Source organism: Myxococcus sp. MH1 (assembly GCF_059738865.1).
In genome coordinates this window covers 3,916,111-3,933,325 of the sequence record NZ_AP026947.1, presented here as the reverse complement: position 1 = coordinate 3,933,325, position 17,215 = coordinate 3,916,111, and the positions used below count along the sequence as shown (strand labels likewise).

The 17,215-nt window shown below is 69.5% G+C and carries 16 protein-coding genes; 5 read left to right on the top strand and 11 right to left on the bottom strand.

Annotated features, from left to right (window positions below):
• Window positions 1-67: 67 nt before the first annotated feature.
• The 7 genes from AC6JA9_RS15755 to AC6JA9_RS15725 all read right to left on the bottom strand — a co-directional run bounded on the left by AC6JA9_RS15755 (window position 68) and on the right by AC6JA9_RS15725 (window position 6,857).
• Entirely contained in the window at window positions 68-1,096 is a 1,029-nt protein-coding gene (locus AC6JA9_RS15755) for an aspartate-semialdehyde dehydrogenase (RefSeq protein ID WP_223746688.1), read from the bottom strand.
• A gap of 60 nt (window positions 1,097-1,156) precedes the next feature.
• Window positions 1,157-1,891 (bottom strand): tRNA (adenosine(37)-N6)-threonylcarbamoyltransferase complex dimerization subunit type 1 TsaB, encoded by a 735-nt coding sequence (gene tsaB / locus AC6JA9_RS15750; RefSeq protein ID WP_497960034.1) that lies wholly within the window; start codon window positions 1,889-1,891, stop codon window positions 1,157-1,159.
• A gap of 9 nt (window positions 1,892-1,900) precedes the next feature.
• Window positions 1,901-2,392 (bottom strand): septal ring lytic transglycosylase RlpA family protein, encoded by a 492-nt coding sequence (locus AC6JA9_RS15745; protein ID WP_223746687.1) that lies wholly within the window; start codon window positions 2,390-2,392, stop codon window positions 1,901-1,903.
• 7 nt (window positions 2,393-2,399) lie between these two features.
• On the bottom strand, window positions 2,400-4,040 hold the full coding sequence (gene rseP / locus AC6JA9_RS15740) for an RIP metalloprotease RseP (RefSeq protein WP_223783060.1): 1,641 nt from the start codon (window positions 4,038-4,040) through the stop codon (window positions 2,400-2,402).
• Between the two features lie 84 nt (window positions 4,041-4,124).
• Window positions 4,125-4,955 (bottom strand): phosphatidate cytidylyltransferase, encoded by an 831-nt coding sequence (locus tag AC6JA9_RS15735; RefSeq protein ID WP_223746685.1) that lies wholly within the window; start codon window positions 4,953-4,955, stop codon window positions 4,125-4,127.
• Window positions 4,952-5,743, bottom strand: coding sequence for an undecaprenyl pyrophosphate synthase (gene uppS / locus AC6JA9_RS15730; protein ID WP_223746684.1), 792 nt, complete (start codon window positions 5,741-5,743; stop codon window positions 4,952-4,954). The genes AC6JA9_RS15735 and uppS overlap by 4 nt, the downstream gene beginning before the upstream one ends.
• 154 nt (window positions 5,744-5,897) lie before the next feature.
• The gene (locus tag AC6JA9_RS15725; protein WP_223783061.1) at window positions 5,898-6,857 is read right to left on the bottom strand and encodes an SDR family oxidoreductase; all 960 of its coding nucleotides are present in this window, start codon (window positions 6,855-6,857) and stop codon (window positions 5,898-5,900) included.
• A gap of 116 nt (window positions 6,858-6,973) precedes the next feature.
• Between AC6JA9_RS15725 and AC6JA9_RS15720 the strand changes: the two genes are divergently transcribed.
• Both AC6JA9_RS15720 and AC6JA9_RS15715 read left to right on the top strand, forming a co-directional pair.
• Complete coding sequence (locus tag AC6JA9_RS15720; protein WP_497960033.1) at window positions 6,974-7,945, top strand: helix-turn-helix transcriptional regulator; 972 nt, start codon at window positions 6,974-6,976, stop codon at window positions 7,943-7,945.
• 243 nt (window positions 7,946-8,188) lie between these two features.
• Complete coding sequence (locus tag AC6JA9_RS15715; RefSeq protein ID WP_223746681.1) at window positions 8,189-8,794, top strand: putative metal-binding motif-containing protein; 606 nt, start codon at window positions 8,189-8,191, stop codon at window positions 8,792-8,794.
• Window positions 8,795-8,828: 34 nt separating this feature from the next.
• On the opposite strand, the gene AC6JA9_RS15710 is transcribed toward AC6JA9_RS15715, so the two are convergent.
• A complete protein-coding gene (locus tag AC6JA9_RS15710; protein WP_223783063.1) occupies window positions 8,829-10,901 on the bottom strand; it encodes a serine/threonine protein kinase in 2,073 nt (690 codons plus the stop codon).
• 130 nt (window positions 10,902-11,031) lie between these two features.
• On the opposite strand from AC6JA9_RS15710, the gene AC6JA9_RS15705 reads away from it, so the two are divergent.
• Both AC6JA9_RS15705 and AC6JA9_RS15700 read left to right on the top strand, forming a co-directional pair.
• Window positions 11,032-12,159, top strand: coding sequence for a serine/threonine-protein kinase (locus AC6JA9_RS15705; RefSeq protein ID WP_223746679.1), 1,128 nt, complete (start codon window positions 11,032-11,034; stop codon window positions 12,157-12,159).
• Entirely contained in the window at window positions 12,156-13,130 is a 975-nt protein-coding gene (locus tag AC6JA9_RS15700) for an RluA family pseudouridine synthase (RefSeq protein WP_141332995.1), read from the top strand. Before AC6JA9_RS15705 ends, AC6JA9_RS15700 begins: the two co-directional genes overlap by 4 nt.
• Here the strand turns inward: AC6JA9_RS15700 and AC6JA9_RS15695 are convergent.
• Together AC6JA9_RS15695 and AC6JA9_RS15690 are read right to left on the bottom strand one after the other, a co-directional pair.
• Window positions 13,111-14,787: a serine/threonine-protein kinase gene (locus AC6JA9_RS15695; RefSeq protein ID WP_408890889.1), complete on the bottom strand. Its 1,677-nt coding sequence runs from the start codon at window positions 14,785-14,787 to the stop codon at window positions 13,111-13,113. The two genes, AC6JA9_RS15700 and AC6JA9_RS15695, sit on opposite strands and share 20 nt — an antisense overlap.
• A gap of 144 nt (window positions 14,788-14,931) precedes the next feature.
• On the bottom strand, window positions 14,932-15,345 hold the full coding sequence (locus AC6JA9_RS15690) for a secondary thiamine-phosphate synthase enzyme YjbQ (protein ID WP_223746677.1): 414 nt from the start codon (window positions 15,343-15,345) through the stop codon (window positions 14,932-14,934).
• A gap of 333 nt (window positions 15,346-15,678) precedes the next feature.
• Here AC6JA9_RS15690 and AC6JA9_RS15685 point away from each other — a divergent pair, with 333 nt between their 5' ends.
• Window positions 15,679-16,686, top strand: a complete 1,008-nt coding sequence (locus AC6JA9_RS15685; protein ID WP_223783064.1) for a terpene synthase family protein — start codon at window positions 15,679-15,681, stop codon at window positions 16,684-16,686.
• 169 nt (window positions 16,687-16,855) lie between these two features.
• Here AC6JA9_RS15685 and AC6JA9_RS15680 read toward each other — a convergent pair whose 3' ends face one another.
• Entirely contained in the window at window positions 16,856-17,152 is a 297-nt protein-coding gene (locus AC6JA9_RS15680; RefSeq protein WP_223746675.1) for a hypothetical protein, read from the bottom strand.
• Between the last annotated feature and the right edge of the window lie 63 nt (window positions 17,153-17,215).

Below are 17,215 nucleotides of genomic sequence, written 5' to 3'. Positions count from 1 at the left end.
TTCGGACGTTTCGAGCCAACCTGGCGCGCCAAACAGGCAGGGCGGCCCCCACGGCCGTGCCAATTTGTCAGACGGGACGCTCGACCAGCTTCAGGCCGGCCTCCACCAGGTTGAGGGCGGCGCCCCGGGTGGCGTTGTCCACCGCGGCGAAGAGCGTCACCCACTCGGGGGCCTGGGGGAAGGCGCGCACCCGGCCCACGTGGACCGTGGGGTCCGACGTGACGAGCATGGGCATGGGGTAGATGCGCTCGCCGGGGGCGTCCAGCACCTTGAGGGCCGGGGACGTCTTGAGCGCGGCGCGCACCTGCTCCACCGGGCCCGCCTTCTTGAGCTGCACGTGGAGCGACAGGCCGTGGCCGTAGAAGCTGGGCACCTGCACCGCGGTGCCGGCCAGCACCGGCGCCTCGCCCCGGGACGCGAACAGGCGCGCGGCCTCCAGCGTCCAGCCCGCCTCCTCCTCCGTCCAGGGCGAGTTCACCATGAAGCCGCCCACCTGCGGCACCAGGTTGAAGCCCACGCGGTGGGGGAACGCGTGCGGCTCCGGCTCGCGCCCGGACAACAGGTCCGCGGTCTGCTTCTCCAGCTCCGCCACGCCGCGCACGCCCGCGCTGGACACCCCCATCATCGCCGTCACCTGCGTGCGCACCACGCCGAAGGCCCTGCGCAAGGGCTCCACCACGTGCACCGCCGCGGTGGTGACGGCGCCCGGCAGGCATACCACCCGCCCCTTCGTCACCTGCGCCAGCGCCTCCGTGTTGAAGCCCGGCAGCACCAGGGGCACGTTGCCGTCGCTCCGGAACGCGGAGCTGATGTCCACCACCCACGCGCCGGAGGCCTGCGCCGCGGGCGCCAGCGTGCGAGACACCTCCGCGGGCGTGGCCAGCAGCACCAGCCCCACGCCGCGGAAGACGTCCGGCGCGGCGCGCTCCACCTCGATGGAGTCCTCGCCGTACTCCACCTCCAGGCCCTTCGAGCGCTCGGAGCCGAAGGCGCGCACCTGCTCGGCGGGCACGTCCCGCGCGTACAACGCGGCCAGCACCTCGCGGCCCACCACGCCGGTGGCACCCACCACGGCAATCTGCAAGTCGTTCTTCATGACGCGTCCTCGTGCGTGCGTGACTCCCCCAGGCGCAAGCAGCGTCCCGGAAGGAGGGCCTCAGTCGTCCTTCAGCCGCGCCGTGGGCACCGGCCCCGGCAGCGGAGGGAACTTCGGATTGCGCTCCGGCTCGGAGGCGCGCACGTAGTGCGGCTCCATGGAGAAGAGCGCCTCCAGCGAGAAGGTCTCCGGCATGCGGGCAAGCCGCACCAGCTCCACCGCCGACGGGAAGTCGCGCCCGGACAGGAGCCGCTCGGGCGCCACGCCGTGGGACTCGAGCGCCGCGCGGTAGTCCACCAGCGCGGGCCCCAGCGCCACCGCGCGGGGCTCGGCGGCCATGCGCTGGGCCACCTCCTGGGGCGACATGGCGGTCTCCGGCTCCAGCGCCTCCACCGTCCCGCCGCGCCGCACGTAGACGCCCAGGTACAGGTCATCCTTGCGCGCCACGGCCAGCACGTGGAGCGGCACATCCTCCGGCCCCTCCATCGCCACCGCCGCCAGCGACGACGCGCCCGCCACCTTGAGGCCCGCCGCGTACGCCAGCGACTTCACCGTGGCCAGGCCGATGCGCAGACCCGTGAACGAGCCGGGCCCCAGGCCCACCACCAGCCCCTCCAGCGCCGCGAGCTTCACGTCGTGCCGCGCGAGCAGCTCCCCCACCACGCCGGGCAGGGCCTCGCTCTGCTTGATGGGCGGACGCACCACCTGGTGCTCCACGACGCGCACGCCGTCCGGCCCCCGCTCCACCAGGGCGAGCGACATCGTCAGCGTGGAGGTGTCCAGCGCGAGGAACATGGGCGCTCCCTACACCGGCGCGGCCCACATTGCTTGGGGAATCTCCGACACGGTGTCATCGGGGCAGCGATACAGCCGCACGCGCACCACGCCCTTGTCCAGCATCCCCAGCTTGGACGCGGCGGCCTTGGACACGTCGATGATGCGGCCCTCGACGTAGGGCCCCCGGTCGTTGATGCGCACCTGCACGGAGCGGCCGTTCTCCATGTTGACCACCTTCATGCAGGAGCCGAAGCGCGCCTTCTTGTGCGCGGCCGTGAGCGCGTTCTGGTTGAAGCGCTCCCCGCTCGCGGTGGGCCGGCCGTGCAGCCCGGGGCCGTAGAACGACGCCAGCCCCTCGCCCAGGTAGGAGCGCGGCATCTGCTCGCGCCGAGTCACGCCCGGAGTCGAACCGGAGCGCGTCCGGGTCTCCTCGTCGCGAGAGTCCGGCTTCGCCGCGCGCGAGGCGCACGCGGTGGAGCAGCCCAGCGCCAGCAGGAGGACGACGGTGCTCGCGCGCATGGGGCCTCTATCGGGTGATGTCGTTGGTGAAGACCAGCAGCATGAGCAGGAAGAGCAGCGCCAGGCCCACCATGTTCGCGGCCTCGCGGACCCGCGTGGGGATGGGGCGGCGGCGGATGCCCTCCCACGCCGCGGACAGCAGCGCGAAGCCATCCAGCACGGGGATGGGCAGCAGGTTCATCACGCCCAGGTTGATGGAGATGATGGCCATCAGGTGCAGGAACGAGTCGAGCCCCTGCTCGGCGCTCTTCGCCGCCAGCTGGTACATCATGATGGGACCGCCCACCGAGGACAGCGGCACGTCGCGCGTGAACAGCCCCGCGAGCACCTTCACCATCTGCCCGACAATCTTCGGCACCACGACGGCCGCCTGCTTGAACGCGGCGGCGGGCCCCAGGTGCACCGTCACCTCGTCCACCTTCGGCGCGTCCGCGTCCATCAGCGCCCAGCCGCGCGCCCCCAGCGCCAGCCGCGAGGTCTCCTGCCCCATCGCGTCCTCGCTCTTGAGCGGCGCCTGCGCCAGCTTCTCGGTGTGCTCGCCGCCCTTCGCGTCGCGCCACGTCAGCGTGAAGGGCTGGTCCTTCAGCTCGGTGAGCTCGTTCTCCATCATCCGCAGCGACTGCACGGGCTTGCCGTTGAACGCGACGATGAGGTCTCCGGGCGCAAGGCCCGCCTTCTGCGCCACGCTGCCAGGGGCCACCGTCGCGACGTACGTGTCCGCGGCCTCCGCGCCCACCGCCGCCAGGCCCACGCCCGGCTGCCGGGGCACCGTCACCTCGACGAGGGCGGGCACCTGGCCCATCACCACGCCGGCCTCCACCGTGGACATGCGCCGCACCACCAGCTTCAGCGGCTCACCCTCCGGATGCCGGCCCAGCTCCTGGTACAGCCGCGCCTCGTCCGGCACGTGCACGCCGTTGACGCTCAGCACCCGGTCGAAGGTGCGCAGGCCCGCGGCCTCCGCCGGCGAGCCCGCTCGCACGCCCACCAAGGGCGGCTTGGACACCGGCGCCACGCCGATGAGGCCCCGCTCCACCGTGTCGATGGGCGACGTCTCCGTGCTCTTCTTCGGCGTCACCGTCAGCGTCACCGGCTGGCCGCCCCGGTCCACGACGATGGGGATGGGCCGCTCGAAGCGCCCCACGAAGGTCTCCCGCATGTCGTCGAAGGTGCGAACCGACTCGCCCTCCACCGACAGGACGCGGTCGCCGGGGCGCATGCCGGACAGCTCCGCCGGGCTGCCGGGCTCCACGAAGCCCACCAGGGTGGACGTGGCCTGGTGCGGGCCCAGGAAGACGAAGAAATAGACCAGCACCGGGAAGATGAGGTTGAAGGCCGGCCCCGCCAGGACGATGAGCCCCCGCTTCCAGGGCGGCTGTGCCAGGAAGCCCCGCTTCGCCTCGTCCGGGCTGAGCTCCTCGTGGGGCAGGTCCCCCGCCATCTTCACGTACCCGCCCAGCGGCAGGATGGCGATCTGATACTCCGTCTCACCCTTGATGAAGCCGATGAGCTTGGGCCCGAAGCCGATGGAGAACTTGAGGACCTTCACCCCGCAGGCCTTCGCCACGAGGAAATGGCCGAGCTCGTGCACTGTCACGAGCACGCCGAGCAGCAGGATGAAGAACCCCAGGTTCTGAAGTGAGGGCATGGCGGCAAGAGTAATCGTGTACCCCCGGACGGACAACGCACATCCGGGGCCGCCAGCCAGCCAGCCGAGCGAAATCTCACGCTTCTACGGCAGGAGCCCTCGCACGAACTGCACGTAGACGAACACCAGGGGTGCGTTGAAGAGCAAGGCGTCGATGCGGTCCAGCACCCCGCCGTGCCCCGGGATGAGGAACCCCGAGTCCTTCACGCCGTACGCCCGCTTGAGCATGGATTCGCACAAGTCACCGACGGGGCCCAGCAGGCCACCGGCGATGCCCAGGATGACGCAGTCCCACACGGTGAAGACGGGGAAGAAGAAGCCCCGGGCAATGAACATGCCGCCCACCGAGCCGAGCATGCCGCCGAAGAAGCCCTCCCACGTCTTGTTCGGGCTTACCTCGGGGTAGAGCTTGTGGCGCCCCATGAAGCGGCCGAAGAAGTAGGCGGCGGTGTCGTTGGCCCAGGTGATGGTCAGCGCGCAGATGACCCACGCGAGGCCATGGTCGGGCAGCAGGCGCAGCGCGGACAGCGCGGTGAGGCCCACGGCGCCATACAGGAAGCCGTTGACCAGGTGGGCCGTGCGCGTGGGGGCCTCGGCGAGCGGGCCCTTGAACAGGTGGAAGATCCACGCGAAGAAGGCGAAGACGATGGTGAGCCAGAAGGCCGTCTCACCCGTGCGCGCCGCGTCCCGCAGGGGCAGGAAGGGCAGCACCGCCGCGAAGGCCATGCCCACCCACGCGGCCGCGTTCAGCCGCTTCTGCACGATGAGGTAGTACTCGCCCACGCACGCGGCGGCGGCGAGGCCGAGCAGGCCCGCGCTCCACACACCGCCCAGGAAGAGCAGCACCAGCACCAACGGCAGGAGCGTCAGCGCCGTCACGATGCGGATGACGAGGTTCTTGTTCTTGTCGTTCACGCCTTGGCCCGCTGAGGGGGGTCTTCCCGCTTCACCTGCGCCGTCGTCAACCCGAAGCGCCGCTCACGCTGCTGGTACTGAGACACGCAGCGCAGGAACTCGTCGGTGCGGAAGTCCGGCCAGAGCGCGTCGGTGAAGCACAGCTCCGCGTACGCCATCTGCCAGAGCAGGAAGTTGGACACGCGCAGCTCGCCGCTGGTCCGCACCATCAGGTCCAGGGGCGGCAGGCCGTTGGTCCAGAGGAAGGACTCGAAGTCGGCCTCCTCGACGCGGTCCGCCGCCAGCTCCCCCCGGGTGATGGCCTGGGCCATCCGCTGGGCGGCGCGGAGGATCTCCTCCCGGCCGCCGTAGGACAGCGCCAGCGACAGCACCATCCCCGTGTTGTGGCGGGAGTCGGCGATGAGCCGCTCCAGCGGGTCCTTCACGAACCGGGGCAGCCGGTCCACGTCACCCACCGCGTTGAGTCGGATGCCGTTGTCGAGGATCTCGGCGCGCTCGCGCTCCAGGTAGTCGCGCAGCAGGTCCATCAGGCCCGCGACCTCCTCGGCGGGGCGGGCCCAGTTCTGCGAGGAGAAGGCGTAGAGGGTCAGGGCCTGGATGCCCAGGCGGCGGGCGGTGCGGGTCACCTCACGCACACTGGCGCTGCCCTCGCGGTGCCCCTCCAGTCGGTCCAGACCCCGCGACTCCGCCCACCGACCGTTGCCATCCATGATGATGCCCACGTGGCGCGGCATGGGCCGGGCCTTGACCTGATTTTCGAGGGCGGAAACCACTAGGGGGCGTTCCATTCGAGCCGCGCACCCTACCGGCGACACCGCGCCGCGTCCACGCCAGCGTGGTCCAACCGTCACCCCCGGCCCCTGGTCGGTCGCCCTGCCCCGGTGAGCGGCCTCGGGGCTCGCGCGCATGTGGGCACAGGTGCGCGAGCCCGGGGATGGGGGCTCAGGATTCGGGCCAGTTCGGGCGGAGGGCCTCGATGGGACTCTGTCCCCAGGTGGCGTACCGGGCCTCGTCGGCGACGGGGTAAGGCAGCCCGTGGGTGCGAGTGAAGTGATCCACCCAGTGCGGCTGGGAGCCGTCCACATCGGTGAAGCCGTACTCGCGGGCCAGGGCCCAGGAGCTGTGGACGCGGCCGGCCTTGGAGGCGACGTTGGGGTCGGCGGCGAGCGCGGCGACGGCGCGCCCCACGTAGGCGGGCGTCTCGGAGGCGATGAAGTCCGGGTCCACCTTCGTGCCGTCGCGCCAGTTGGCCTCGGTGACGCCGAAGTGCTCGAGCATCTCCTCGGAGCGCAGGAAGCCCGGCGTCACGGCGAGCGCGGTGAGGCCCGTGCGGCGCAAGTCCCGGGACATGGCGAAGGCGAGCCGGATGACGGCCATCTTCAGCACGTCATAGAGGACGTGGCCCCGGTAGGCGAAGTGGTCTCCGTCGGTGATTTCGACGATGAGCCCCTGGTTGCGCGGGAGCATGAGGGGGACGGCGTGGCGGCTGGTGATGACGTGCGTGAGCACGGCGCGCTCCAGCATGGTGCGTGCGTCCGGGATGGACTGCTTCCAGAAGGGCTGGCCGAAGTGGGTGAGCCGGTCGCAGCCCCAGATGTCGTTGACCAGGATGTCCAGGCGGCCCTGCTCCTGCTGGATGCGCTCGCACAGGGAGATGACCTCCTCCTCCACGGTGTGGTCGCAGCGCACGGAGATGCCGTGGCCACCGAGCGCCGTGACCTGCTCGGCGGTCTCCTCGAGGGTCTCCGGGCGGGAGTCGCCCGAGGCGGGACGGCCCCGGACGCTGCGGCCGGTGCAGTAGACGGTGGCGCCGGCCTCGCCCAGTCGGGTGGCGATTCCGCGGCCCGCGCCTCGGGTGGCGCCGGCGACCAGGGCGATGCGGCCTACGAGTGGCTTCTTCATGGGGTGTCTCCTTACGGACCGACCGGGGTGGCCGGCGATGGGGCGCACCGTACGGGGGGTAATATGACAACCTCTGTCATGTTGGTTCCGTAACGTTCACGGCGGAGGTCTTTCCGATGCGCGCCGACCGACTCGTCAGCCTGATGATGCTGTTGCAGAGCCGCCCGAAGCTGACCGCGGGCGAGCTGGCGCGTGAGCTCCAGGTCTCCGCGCGGACCATCCATCGAGACCTCGACGCCCTGTCTGCCTCGGGCGTGCCGGTCTACGCGACGCGCGGCTCGGAGGGCGGCGTGGCGCTGCTCGAGGGATGGAAGACGCAGCTGACGGGCCTGACGCGCGCGGAGCTGCACGCGCTGGCGGCGATGAGCGCGACACCGGGGGGCTTGGGGGATATCGGGTTGAGCGCGCCGCTGCGCAGCGGGTTGGTGAAGCTGGCGGCGGCGCTGCCCGCGTTGCAGCAGCCGGCGCTGGAGTACGCGCGGCAGCGGCTGCACGTGGACGCATCGGGTTGGTTCGCGGAGCGGGAGTCGGTGCCCCATCTGGAGGAGCTGCGCGAGGCGGCGTGGGAGAACCGGCGGGTGTCGCTGAGGTACCGGGACTTCGATGGGAAGCGTGGCCGGCGACAGGTGGAGCCGTACGCGCTCGTGTTGAAGGCGGACCGTTGGTACCTGGTCGCGGGGACGGAGGCCGGTACTCGGGTGTACCGGGGCTCGCGCATCGACGGGGTGAAGGTGCGTGCGGAGACCTTCGAGCGCCCCGCGCGGTTCGACCTGCCCGCGTTCTGGAAGGAGTGGTGCGCGCGCTTCGCGCAGAAGCGGGCACAGTACGAGGTGACGCTGCGATTGACGCCGGAGGCGGAAGGCCTGCTGCGGCGGATGCGCCCTCCGGTGGATGGCGTCCGGTTCGACGCGGGGGATGCTACCCACGGACGAAAGACAGTCACCCTCGACTTCGAGCGTGAGGCCATCGCGATGGACCAGCTGTGCGCGGTGGGCCAGGGATTCGAGGTCATCGAGCCCCGGGCGCTCCGGGTGCGGTTCATTGCCTTGGCCAAGGCGGTCCTGGAAAACCATCACGGCGAGGGATGAGGGCTGGGAGGTATGTTAGCCTCGCAGGGACATGAGCAGTCATTCGGGTCCAGGGGCACCTTCCTGGCATCGGTTGCGCGGGCCTCGCATGTGCCCTCGCGTGGGGAGTCTCACCCGTCCTTCTGAACGTCACGAGGTCTCGCGGCCATGAGATGTGCATCCATCCTGTCCCTGTTGCTCGCCTCTTCCTGCTCCGCGCCGAGCCTTTCCGAACCCAACTCGGACTGCGACAGGAAGCCCGATGTGACCCGAGTGTTCGAGGTAGGCACCACCGAGGCGGTGCTGGGCGACGGCTCGGGTTGTCGAGTGGTGGCCGTCTCCACCGCGCTCCTCGGCTTCACGCCAGGCTGTCTGAGATTGCATGCGAGGGACGCCGCGAGTGACAAGGAGTTCATCGCGGATGTGACCGACCTCCGTGCGCGCCAGGCGAGGGACCTCCGCGTGGCGTTCCTCCCTCCTGACTCGTGGTCCTCCGACATCGGCGTCACGGTCCGCTCGTTCGAACAGCGCTGCGACGGAGTCCAGATCGGCGTCTTCCACCAGGGAGTCACCGTGCGACCCGGGCAGGTGGTCCCAGCGTCCATGACCCTCGATGGCCGGGATGCCGACAATGACGGGTTCGTCGCCAGGAACTTCGGAGGCTCCGACTGCCGGGACGACCTGGCCACCGTCTTCCCCGGCGCCCCCGAGCTGTGCAACGGCCAGGACGACAATTGCGACAGCGTCCAGGACGAGGGTTACCCCAACCTCGGCTCCGCGTGCCTGGATGCCAACACCCAATGCGCGGGCACATACCAATGCTCCCCGGAGCAGGACTCGACCGTCTGCGTCCCTTCGGGTTCGTGCTGACGGAGCGGCCCCAGGACCTCGAAGCGGCGTGAGCCTACTCCGCTTCGAAGTTGTGCTTGATGACCTTGGTCTCCCCTGCCCCCACCTCCACGGTGACATGTTGTGTCTTCTGGAGGTCGGGGTTGTGCAGCTTGATGCGGTGCTTTCCCGCCGGGACTTCCTTGGGGGCGAACGGCGTCGGCCCCAATTCCTGGTCATTCAGCGTGACGACGGCATAGGGCCGGATGCGGAACTCCAGTGTCCCCTTGCCCACGCGCACCGGAGGCTTCACACGGGCCGCGGGCTTCGCTTCGAACACGGGAATCTGCGAGGGCTTCTGCCCCACGGGGCTCGCGGCCCCTTGCGCCGGCCGAGGAGCGACGGCGGCCGGCAATTCCACGTTGGCTCCTCCCGCCTGAGCCACCCTGGGAGGCTTTGCCTGCGCCGGCTCCGTTCCCTTCACGACCTCCACCGGATTCCCAGCAGGCGCGCCGGAGGGCGGAGCGACGTGTGCACGCTCGGGCAGAACCTCCTGCCCATTGGGGGCCTGAACCACCGGGGCCGCCACCTCGGGTGACTTCGCGACCTGGGCCACGCCCTCGCGCTCAGGCGCCGTCACCGACTCGCGCTTCGTCGCGACCGGCAGCGGCGGCGGGTTCACGAACTTCGGAGACTCCTCGCGCGTGGCCAGCACCAGACCGCCGCCCACCACGAGCACCACTCCCGCCGCCATGACTCCGAGCAACCACCCACGCCCCGGGCCCATGGGCGCGGAGACCTGCACCCCCGTGGAGATGTGGTCCTCATCCGACGCCCCCGCGTCCGTCCGCACGCGGTCATTCGCATCCCGCTCGGCCTCGGCGCCCTGGGCCACGTCCGTGGCTCCCGCGAGCGAAGCGGCCTTCCACCCGTCATCCGCCCCACGAACCTGCCCCGCCATCCCCGCCTGCGCCGGCAAGGCATGCCGCGAGCTCCCCCGCTTCCCCTTCTCCCGCGCCTCCACCGGAACAGGCCGGGCCTGCGCCACCTCGCCGCCCATCACCCCGCGCACCGACAGCGGCATGGGCGTGGTCGGCGACGTCGAATCCACCACCGCCGGCAGCGGCGTGGTCTTCATCGGCCGCTCCTCCACGGGCGCGGACATCGACCGGGGCGCGCTCGCGGGCTTCGGCGGCGTCATGCCCACGGGCGCCACCACCCCCGCGGCGGGCGTGCCCCCGACCTCCGCCATCACCTTCGCCACGAACTGCGAGAGCTGGTACGCCCCCACCGGCTCGCCCGACGACAGCAGATAGCGCTCCAGGTCCGACTGGAGCGCGCGGCAGTCCGGATAGCGCGCGTCGCGCTCCTTCATCAACGCCAGCTCGAGAATCCTGCGAAGCGGCTCGGGCACATCGGCCCGGCGCGCCTCCACCGGCACGAAGGGCTCGAACAGGATGGCCTGCATCGTGCTCGCCTCGGTGGTGGCCTCGAACGGGCGCTTGCCCGTGAGCAGCTCGTACAGCACCACCCCCAGCGCATACACATCCACGCGGCGGTCCAGGGGACTGGCGCGCAGCTGCTCCGGCGGCATGTACGCCACCTTCCCCTTCACCACGCCCGTCTGCGTGCGATGCCCCTGCCCCGCCACCTTCGCCACGCCGAAGTCCACCACCTTCACCGCGCCCTGCCGAGACACCAGGATGTTGTCCGGGCTCACGTCGCGGTGGATGAGCCCCAACGGCTCCCCCGTCGCCGCGTCACTGAACTCGTGCGCGAACGCCAGCCCCTCCGCCGCCTGCGCCACCAGCTTCGCGCACACCACCGGCGGCAACGGCTGCTCCGACGCGCGCTTCACCAGCCGCCGCAACGTGGGCCCGTCGATGAACTCCATCGCCAGGAAGTAGCTGCCGTCCGCCTCGCCGAAGTCGAAGATTTGAACGATGTTCGGGTGCTCGAGCTGCGCGGCCAGCCGCGCCTCGCCCAGGAACATCTCCACGAACGCGGGGTCCTCCGCCAGATGCGGGAGGATGCGCTTCAAGACGAGCGTCTTCTCGAACCCCATGGGGCCAGCGGCCTTCGCGAGGAAGACCTCCGCCATGCCCCCCGAGGCAAGCTTCCGGACGAGTTGATACTTCCCGACTTGCATTGGGCTGAAGGTTCTCCCAGGTTTTCCTGGAAAAGTGAAATCCCTCCCCGAGTGTTCTGCCCAGGACCATGCAGCCGAGCGTCAACGAGTTTGCCCTGGCGCGACCGGCTCCGTAGGATCCGCGCCACGCATGCCCCCGAAGCTCATCGGTCCCTACCGCGTCCTGGAGACGCTCGGCAGCGGCGGGGCTGGCACCGTGTACCGGGCCCTGGACCGCCGCAGCAACGACGAAGTCGCCCTGAAGCTGCTCTCGGCCGGCCCGACGCTGGACGAGCGCGCGGCGCGGCGGCTCGCGCGCGAATTCGAGACGCTGGCGGACCTGTCCCACCCCAACGTGGTGAAGGTCTTCGAGGCGGGGGTCCACCAGGGCTGGCCCTACCTGGCCATGGAGCTCATCGAGGGGCTCACGCTGCGCCACTACCTGGAGATTCGCGGGGACGACCTCTTGTCGCCCAGCAGCTCCAGCGCGCCCCGGAGCCTGTTGTCCGTGCGGCGCACGGCGGACGACGACTTCGGGGTGGGCAGCGACTCGGACCTGGACCTGCCGGGGGACTCGCGCTCGGGGCACGAGGGCCTGTTCAGCATGGACGCCTTCAACGAGGAGCCCCCGAGCGAGGATCTGCGCAGCTACGGCGCGGAGGACAACCAGGACGCGCTGGACTCGGACGACTCGCTGGAGGGGTTTGACGTGCCCGCCCCCGCGCCCCGCAAGCCCGCGGACGACGCCCGGGCGCCGCGCGTGGAGGACCTCAACCGGCCCGAGCGCATGGGGCGGCTGAAGGACACCATGCTCCAGCTGTGCGAGGCGCTGGCGTACATCCACGGGCACGGCCTGGTGCACCGCGACCTCAAGCCCTCCAACGTCATGGTGGACGAGGACCGGCAGGTGCGGCTGATGGACTTCGGCCTGGCGAAGTTCCTCGCGGACGACGTGGCGATTACAGAGGCCGGCAAGATGGTGGGCACGTACCGCTACATGGCGCCGGAGCAGATTCTCGGAGAGCCGCTGGATGGACGCTCGGACCTGTACAGCCTGGGCGTCATCCTCTATGAGCTGCTGAGCGGGCGGCCCCCCTTCGACGCGAAGACGCCGCACGAGTTGTGGCGGCAGGTGTTGGAGACGGAGCCTCCGCCCGTATTGGCGTTGAACCTTCATGGGGACCCGCAGTTCGCGCGGGTGGCCCACCGCCTCATCCGCAAGGAGCCGGACGACCGGTTCCAGACGGCCGAGGAAGTCTACGAGGCACTTTCCGAGTGAGCACCTCCCAGCTTCACACCTTCACGGTGGCCGCCGACAAGGCGGGCCAGCGCGTGGACCTCTTCGTGGGCGAGGCGCTGAGCCTGTCGCGTGCCCGCCTCAAGCGACTCTTCGAGTCCGGCGCGGTGAAGGTGAACGGCCGCGCGGCGAAGAAGGGCCTGACGTTGGTGGAGGGCCAGGCCGTGGCCGTCGTCCTCGAGGAGGAGACGCGCGAGGCGGTGCCGGACCAGGACTTCCCGCTCACGGTGCTGCACGAGGACGCGGAGCTGGTGTTCGTGGACAAGCCCGCGGGCCGGCCCTCGCACCCGCTGCAGTCGGGGGAGACGGGCACGGTGGCCAACGCGCTCGTGGCGCGCTACCCCGAGTGCGCGCAGGCGTCGGTGGACCCGCGCGAGGGCGGGCTGTGCCACCGGCTGGACGTGGAGACGTCGGGCGTTGTGGTGGCGGCGCGCACGAGAGCGGCCTGGAACACGGTGCGCGAGGCGTTTGGTGAGCGCGCGGTGGACAAGCGCTATCTGGCGCTGGTGACGGGGCCGCTGGTGGACGAGGGCGACATCGAGCTGCCGCTGCGTCACCACCCGCGCCATCCGGACCGGGTGGAGCCCGCGCCGTACGGTGCCGAGGACGCGCGCGAGGCGGTGTCTCGCTTCCGGGTGCTGTCGCGCGCCGGAGAGCACAGCGTGGTGGAGGTGCGCATCCTCACGGGCGTGCTGCACCAGGTGCGCGCGCATCTGGCGGGCATCGGCGCGCCCATCGTCGGGGACACGCTGTATGGCGGGCGCGAGGCGCCGGAGCTGGGGCGCTTCTTCCTGCACGCGCGGGCGCTGGGGCTGTCGCATCCGGTGACGAAGAAGCCCCTGCATGTGACCAGTCCCCTGCCCCCGGAGCTGCGCGCGGAGCTGGAGCGGCTGGGATTGCCGCTGCCGCGTGGCGAGCACGGCGACGCGAGCGTCAGTTCCCCAGCGACTTGAGCATCGCCCTGACTTCATTGGCGGAGGCCCCGGAGGGCTCCAGCTTCAAGTACTGGTTGTAGGCCCGTGCCGCCTCGGAGTTCTTGCCGATGGACTGGTACGCCATGCCGAGCGACAGCCAGGCCCGGGCGTTCTTCTCGTCGTCCCGGACCACGTCCGCCAGCAGCTTCGTGGCCTCGCGGAAGGCGGACTCGGACTCGAAGCCGTTCGTCAGGGCGATTCCCAGTCCGGCCTTGGCCTCCGTGGAGTCGGGCTTGAGGCCCAGCGCCTTGCGGTAGCTCGCGGCCGCGGACTTGAAGCGATTGCCCACCGTGGCGCTCTTCGCCTGCTTGATGAGGTTGGCGTATTCGCCCTCCGAGTCCACGGAAGCCTGGGCGACCGCGGGGAGCGGCACCGCGGGCGCCTCCGCGACGGGGGCCTCCGTGGCCCGGGGCTTCACAGGACGAGCCTCCACGACGCGAATGGGCGCCGTCGGCGTCACCGGCATGGACGCTGGCGCTCGTTCGGACAGACGCCAGACCGCGAACCCGAGCCCTCCCAGGAGCAGACAGGCCGCGCCGAGCCCGATGCCCGACAGACGTCGGACACCCCGAGGAGCCTGGGTGGATGCCCCCGTCTCCATCAAGGCCTCCGGCGCGGTGTTGATGGCTCGCGGAGATGTGGGGCGGGCCAGCGCTTCGCTGAATGCGGCGGGAACCTGGGGCGGGCGCCCCTCCTCACGCAACTCCCGTGCGAACAGCGTCTGGACGAGCCACGCCACGGACATCGGGGAGAAGCGAGGTGTGGTGGCATAGAGAAAGCCGGAGAGCGCTTCCGCGAAGGCATGCGCTGACTCGAAGCGCTCCTCACGATGCACCGCGAGGGCCTTCTGGAGGATCTCCTCCAACTCGACTGGCAGCTCCGGCCGCAGAGAGCGCGGCGACGGGAACCGGCCCTCCTGGAGCTGGTGCATGACGACGTACGAGGGCCCTTCGAGCGGAAGCCGACCGCACAGCAATTGATAGAGCACGACTCCGGTCGCCCAGACATCCGTGCGAGCGTCGACCTCCTCTCCGCGCGCCTGTTCCGGGGAGAAGAAGAGGTACTTGCCCTTCACGACGCCGGGCTCCGTGTTGAAGCCTCTCAGCTCCCGCGCCTTGGCGATACCGAAGTCGACGATCTTCACCTGCCCTTCGTAGCTGACCAGGATGTTCTCGGGAGAGATGTCGCGGTGCACCAGGTCCAGGCTGACGCCGCGATTGTCCACACGGGTGTGCGCGTAATGCAGCCCCCGACAGACCTCCAGCGTGATGAAGACCGCCTGGGCGATGGGGATGGACGCCAGTCCCGGCTGATGCGAACGCTTGAGGATCCGGTCGAGGGGCTGACCATCCACCAACTCCATCGCCAGGAAGTGCTCGCCGTCCGCCTGACCGAAGTCGAAGACCTGGGCGATGTTGCCATGAGAGAGCGAGGCGGAGATGCGCGCCTCGCTGATGAACATCTGGAGGAAACCCTCATCCTGCGCGTATTCGGGCAGCACCTTCTTGATGAGCACCGACTTCGTCACGCCGGCCTCGCCCACCAGACGCGCACGCCACGTCTCCGCCATGCCGCCCTTGCCCAATCTCGACACCAAGGTGTAGCGCCCCAACGCCTTGGCAGTCACGGAGTCCATGGGAAGGCAATGTAGTCGTTGAGCGCGCGTCCTCCCAGTCCCCGCAATGGAATACAGCTCAGAACGGAGACTCGCGGGAGCCGCGCGCCAAGAGGCATCTTCTCCGGGCTGCGCAACCGGATGCGCGACAACCAGGCCCCCCCACTACTCGCCCATCACCTTGACGATGACGCGCTTGCGCCGCTGTCCATCGAACTCCGCGTAGAAGACCTGCTGCCACGGGCCCAGGTCCAGCTTGCCCGCGGTGACGGGGATGATGACCTGGTGGTGGACGAGCATCGACTTGAGGTGCGCGTCACCATTGTCCTCGCCCGTCCCGTGGTGGCGATAATCCGGTCCGAAGGGCGCGAGCTTCTGGAGCCACTCCCAGATGTCCTCGTGCAGCCCGGACTCGTCGTCGTTGACGAAGACTCCCGCCGTGATGTGCATGGCGGAGACCAGCACCATTCCCTCCTGGATGCCGCTCTTGCGCACCAGCGAGGCCACGGTGTCCGTCAGGCGCACCAGCTCCCGGCGCTGCTTCGTCTCGAACCACAGGTACTCGGTCAGGGTCTTCATGCGCCACACGATAGCCGAGCCCCCCAGGCTTCGCTGCGGGGAGCACCCCGGCCCGCAGCACGAAGCAGACTTCCCCGCAGCCTCCTCGCTCCGCCCGAGAAGCATGCAACACATTGCGAATCATTCAAACCATCCTCATACTGACGACACCCCGCCTCAAACCCTCCCTTTTCCAGGAACGCACGCGCGCCCCTTCCGCGTCCCTGCGAATGGGTCGCTGAAGCGGCCTGGAGGGCAAGCAGGGTCTGCGAAGCGGGATTCCAACAGTCCGTCCGTCCTGCACGAACTCACGAGGCCCCGCGACGGCACGTCACGTGCGAAAGGATGAACACCGTGAACGAGAACCTCGCCGCTCAACTGGAGCACATCCAGTACCCCACCTTCACCTTTCCGTGGTCTGGCGCGTGCGCGCCATTCGCCGAGGCCGTTGATCAGGAGGCGCTGCGCTGGGCACAGACGCAGGGGCTCATCATCTCCGAGAAACAGCTGGCCCGGCACGCCCGGGGGAAGTACGGCTGGCTCATGGCCCGCTGCTATCCGCATGCGGACCGCGAGCTGGTGCAACTCCTCACGGACTTCGTCCTTTGGTACTTCATCGTGGACGACCTCTTCGTGGACAGGGTGGACGCCGTCGCTCAGGAGACACTCCCCAATCTCACGGCGATTCTGGACATCATCGATTTCGACCACGCGTCCGCGACACCTCGCTTCGGAGAGATGGCGTTCCTGGGTATCTGCCAGCGGATGCGAGCACGGCTCGACCCAGAGCACTTCGAGCGCTTCGCTCACGGGATTCGGCTGTGGGGCTCCGCCGCAGGACTCCAGATTCTATGCAACATCATGAAGGAGCCCTTGGCCCAACGCTCTTATGAGGCGCTCCGCCGATACGTCGGCGGCGTGTTGCCCTGCCTCGCCTTGTGCGATGCGGCGAACGCCGGGAAGGTCTCCGCCGCCGAGTACCATCAGTTCGGCGTCCAGCGACTCATCCACCACACCATCAACACCATCATCTGGAACAATGACATCCACAGCATGGCCGTGGAGACGCTGCACCCAAGCCAGGTGCGGAACATGGTCAGCCTCCACGTTGCCCGAGGACATACGCTCCAGGAGGGCGTCGACTTCACCGCCCGAAAGGTCCGCGAGGAAATGCTTCTGTTCCAACAGCGGGCAAACCAGCTGGAGCAAGGGGCGAGCAGACAACTCCAGGGCTTCATCTCCGGCTTGCGCGATTGGCTCCACGGCTACAACGAATGGGCGGACGTCGACACCCAGCGCTATTCATTGCACCACGCGGAGCAGGACCCCGACGACAACGGCGTCCTGCTCGCGGCCCGCTGACACGCCGCTACGGGCTCAGAGACAATCGAACACGAGCGTATCGGGCAACAGCCCACCCCAGATGACGCTCGCCTTCATTCGACTCTCCAACAGGCTTCGGGTTGAGCAACACGACAACGGCCCGCCCAGGAATCACCGGACGGACCGCCTTCGACTCACACGCGCTTCCTCAGTCTTCCGGGATGCTGACCGGCGGGATGCAGGCATTCGTGGACTGGGAGTAGGTCGAGGTCGTGCCCCAGCTCGTCCAGGAGCCACAACCGCATCCCCGGTAGCCCACGATGCGCAAGCGCGTCGAGGAGGTGTAATAGACGGTCCCCGCCGACGTGATGCTGCAGTCGGGAACCAGGCCCTCACGTGACGTGGACTCCTGCTCCCCGAGGTCTTCCTCCAAGGGGCCACCACAACCCGCCAGCATCAACCCCACCGCAAGCAACGCACCGCTGACGAACCTTCCAGCCTGCATTCGTGCCTCCAGGGACTGTTTTTCGGGGGGTACGGCCCCTCTACCCCAACACACCCTGAGTGT

What these genes read in the sequence shown, in the direction of transcription:
- AC6JA9_RS15755 (WP_223746688.1), bottom strand. Translation starts at nt 1,096, where the DNA reads ATGAAGAACGACTTGCAGATTGCCGTGGTGGGTGCCACCGGCGTGGTG.
- tsaB (WP_497960034.1), bottom strand. Translation starts at nt 1,891, where the DNA reads ATGTTCCTCGCGCTGGACACCTCCACGCTGACGATGTCGCTCGCCCTG.
- AC6JA9_RS15745 (WP_223746687.1), bottom strand. Translation starts at nt 2,392, where the DNA reads ATGCGCGCGAGCACCGTCGTCCTCCTGCTGGCGCTGGGCTGCTCCACC.
- rseP (WP_223783060.1), bottom strand. Translation starts at nt 4,040, where the DNA reads ATGCCCTCACTTCAGAACCTGGGGTTCTTCATCCTGCTGCTCGGCGTG.
- uppS (WP_223746684.1), bottom strand. Translation starts at nt 5,743, where the DNA reads ATGGAACGCCCCCTAGTGGTTTCCGCCCTCGAAAATCAGGTCAAGGCC.
- AC6JA9_RS15725 (WP_223783061.1), bottom strand. Translation starts at nt 6,857, where the DNA reads ATGAAGAAGCCACTCGTAGGCCGCATCGCCCTGGTCGCCGGCGCCACC.
- AC6JA9_RS15720 (WP_497960033.1), top strand. Translation starts at nt 6,974, where the DNA reads ATGCGCGCCGACCGACTCGTCAGCCTGATGATGCTGTTGCAGAGCCGC.
- AC6JA9_RS15710 (WP_223783063.1), bottom strand. Translation starts at nt 10,901, where the DNA reads ATGCAAGTCGGGAAGTATCAACTCGTCCGGAAGCTTGCCTCGGGGGGC.
- AC6JA9_RS15705 (WP_223746679.1), top strand. Translation starts at nt 11,032, where the DNA reads ATGCCCCCGAAGCTCATCGGTCCCTACCGCGTCCTGGAGACGCTCGGC.
- AC6JA9_RS15695 (WP_408890889.1), bottom strand. Translation starts at nt 14,787, where the DNA reads ATGGACTCCGTGACTGCCAAGGCGTTGGGGCGCTACACCTTGGTGTCG.
- AC6JA9_RS15690 (WP_223746677.1), bottom strand. Translation starts at nt 15,345, where the DNA reads ATGAAGACCCTGACCGAGTACCTGTGGTTCGAGACGAAGCAGCGCCGG.
- AC6JA9_RS15680 (WP_223746675.1), bottom strand. Translation starts at nt 17,152, where the DNA reads ATGCAGGCTGGAAGGTTCGTCAGCGGTGCGTTGCTTGCGGTGGGGTTG.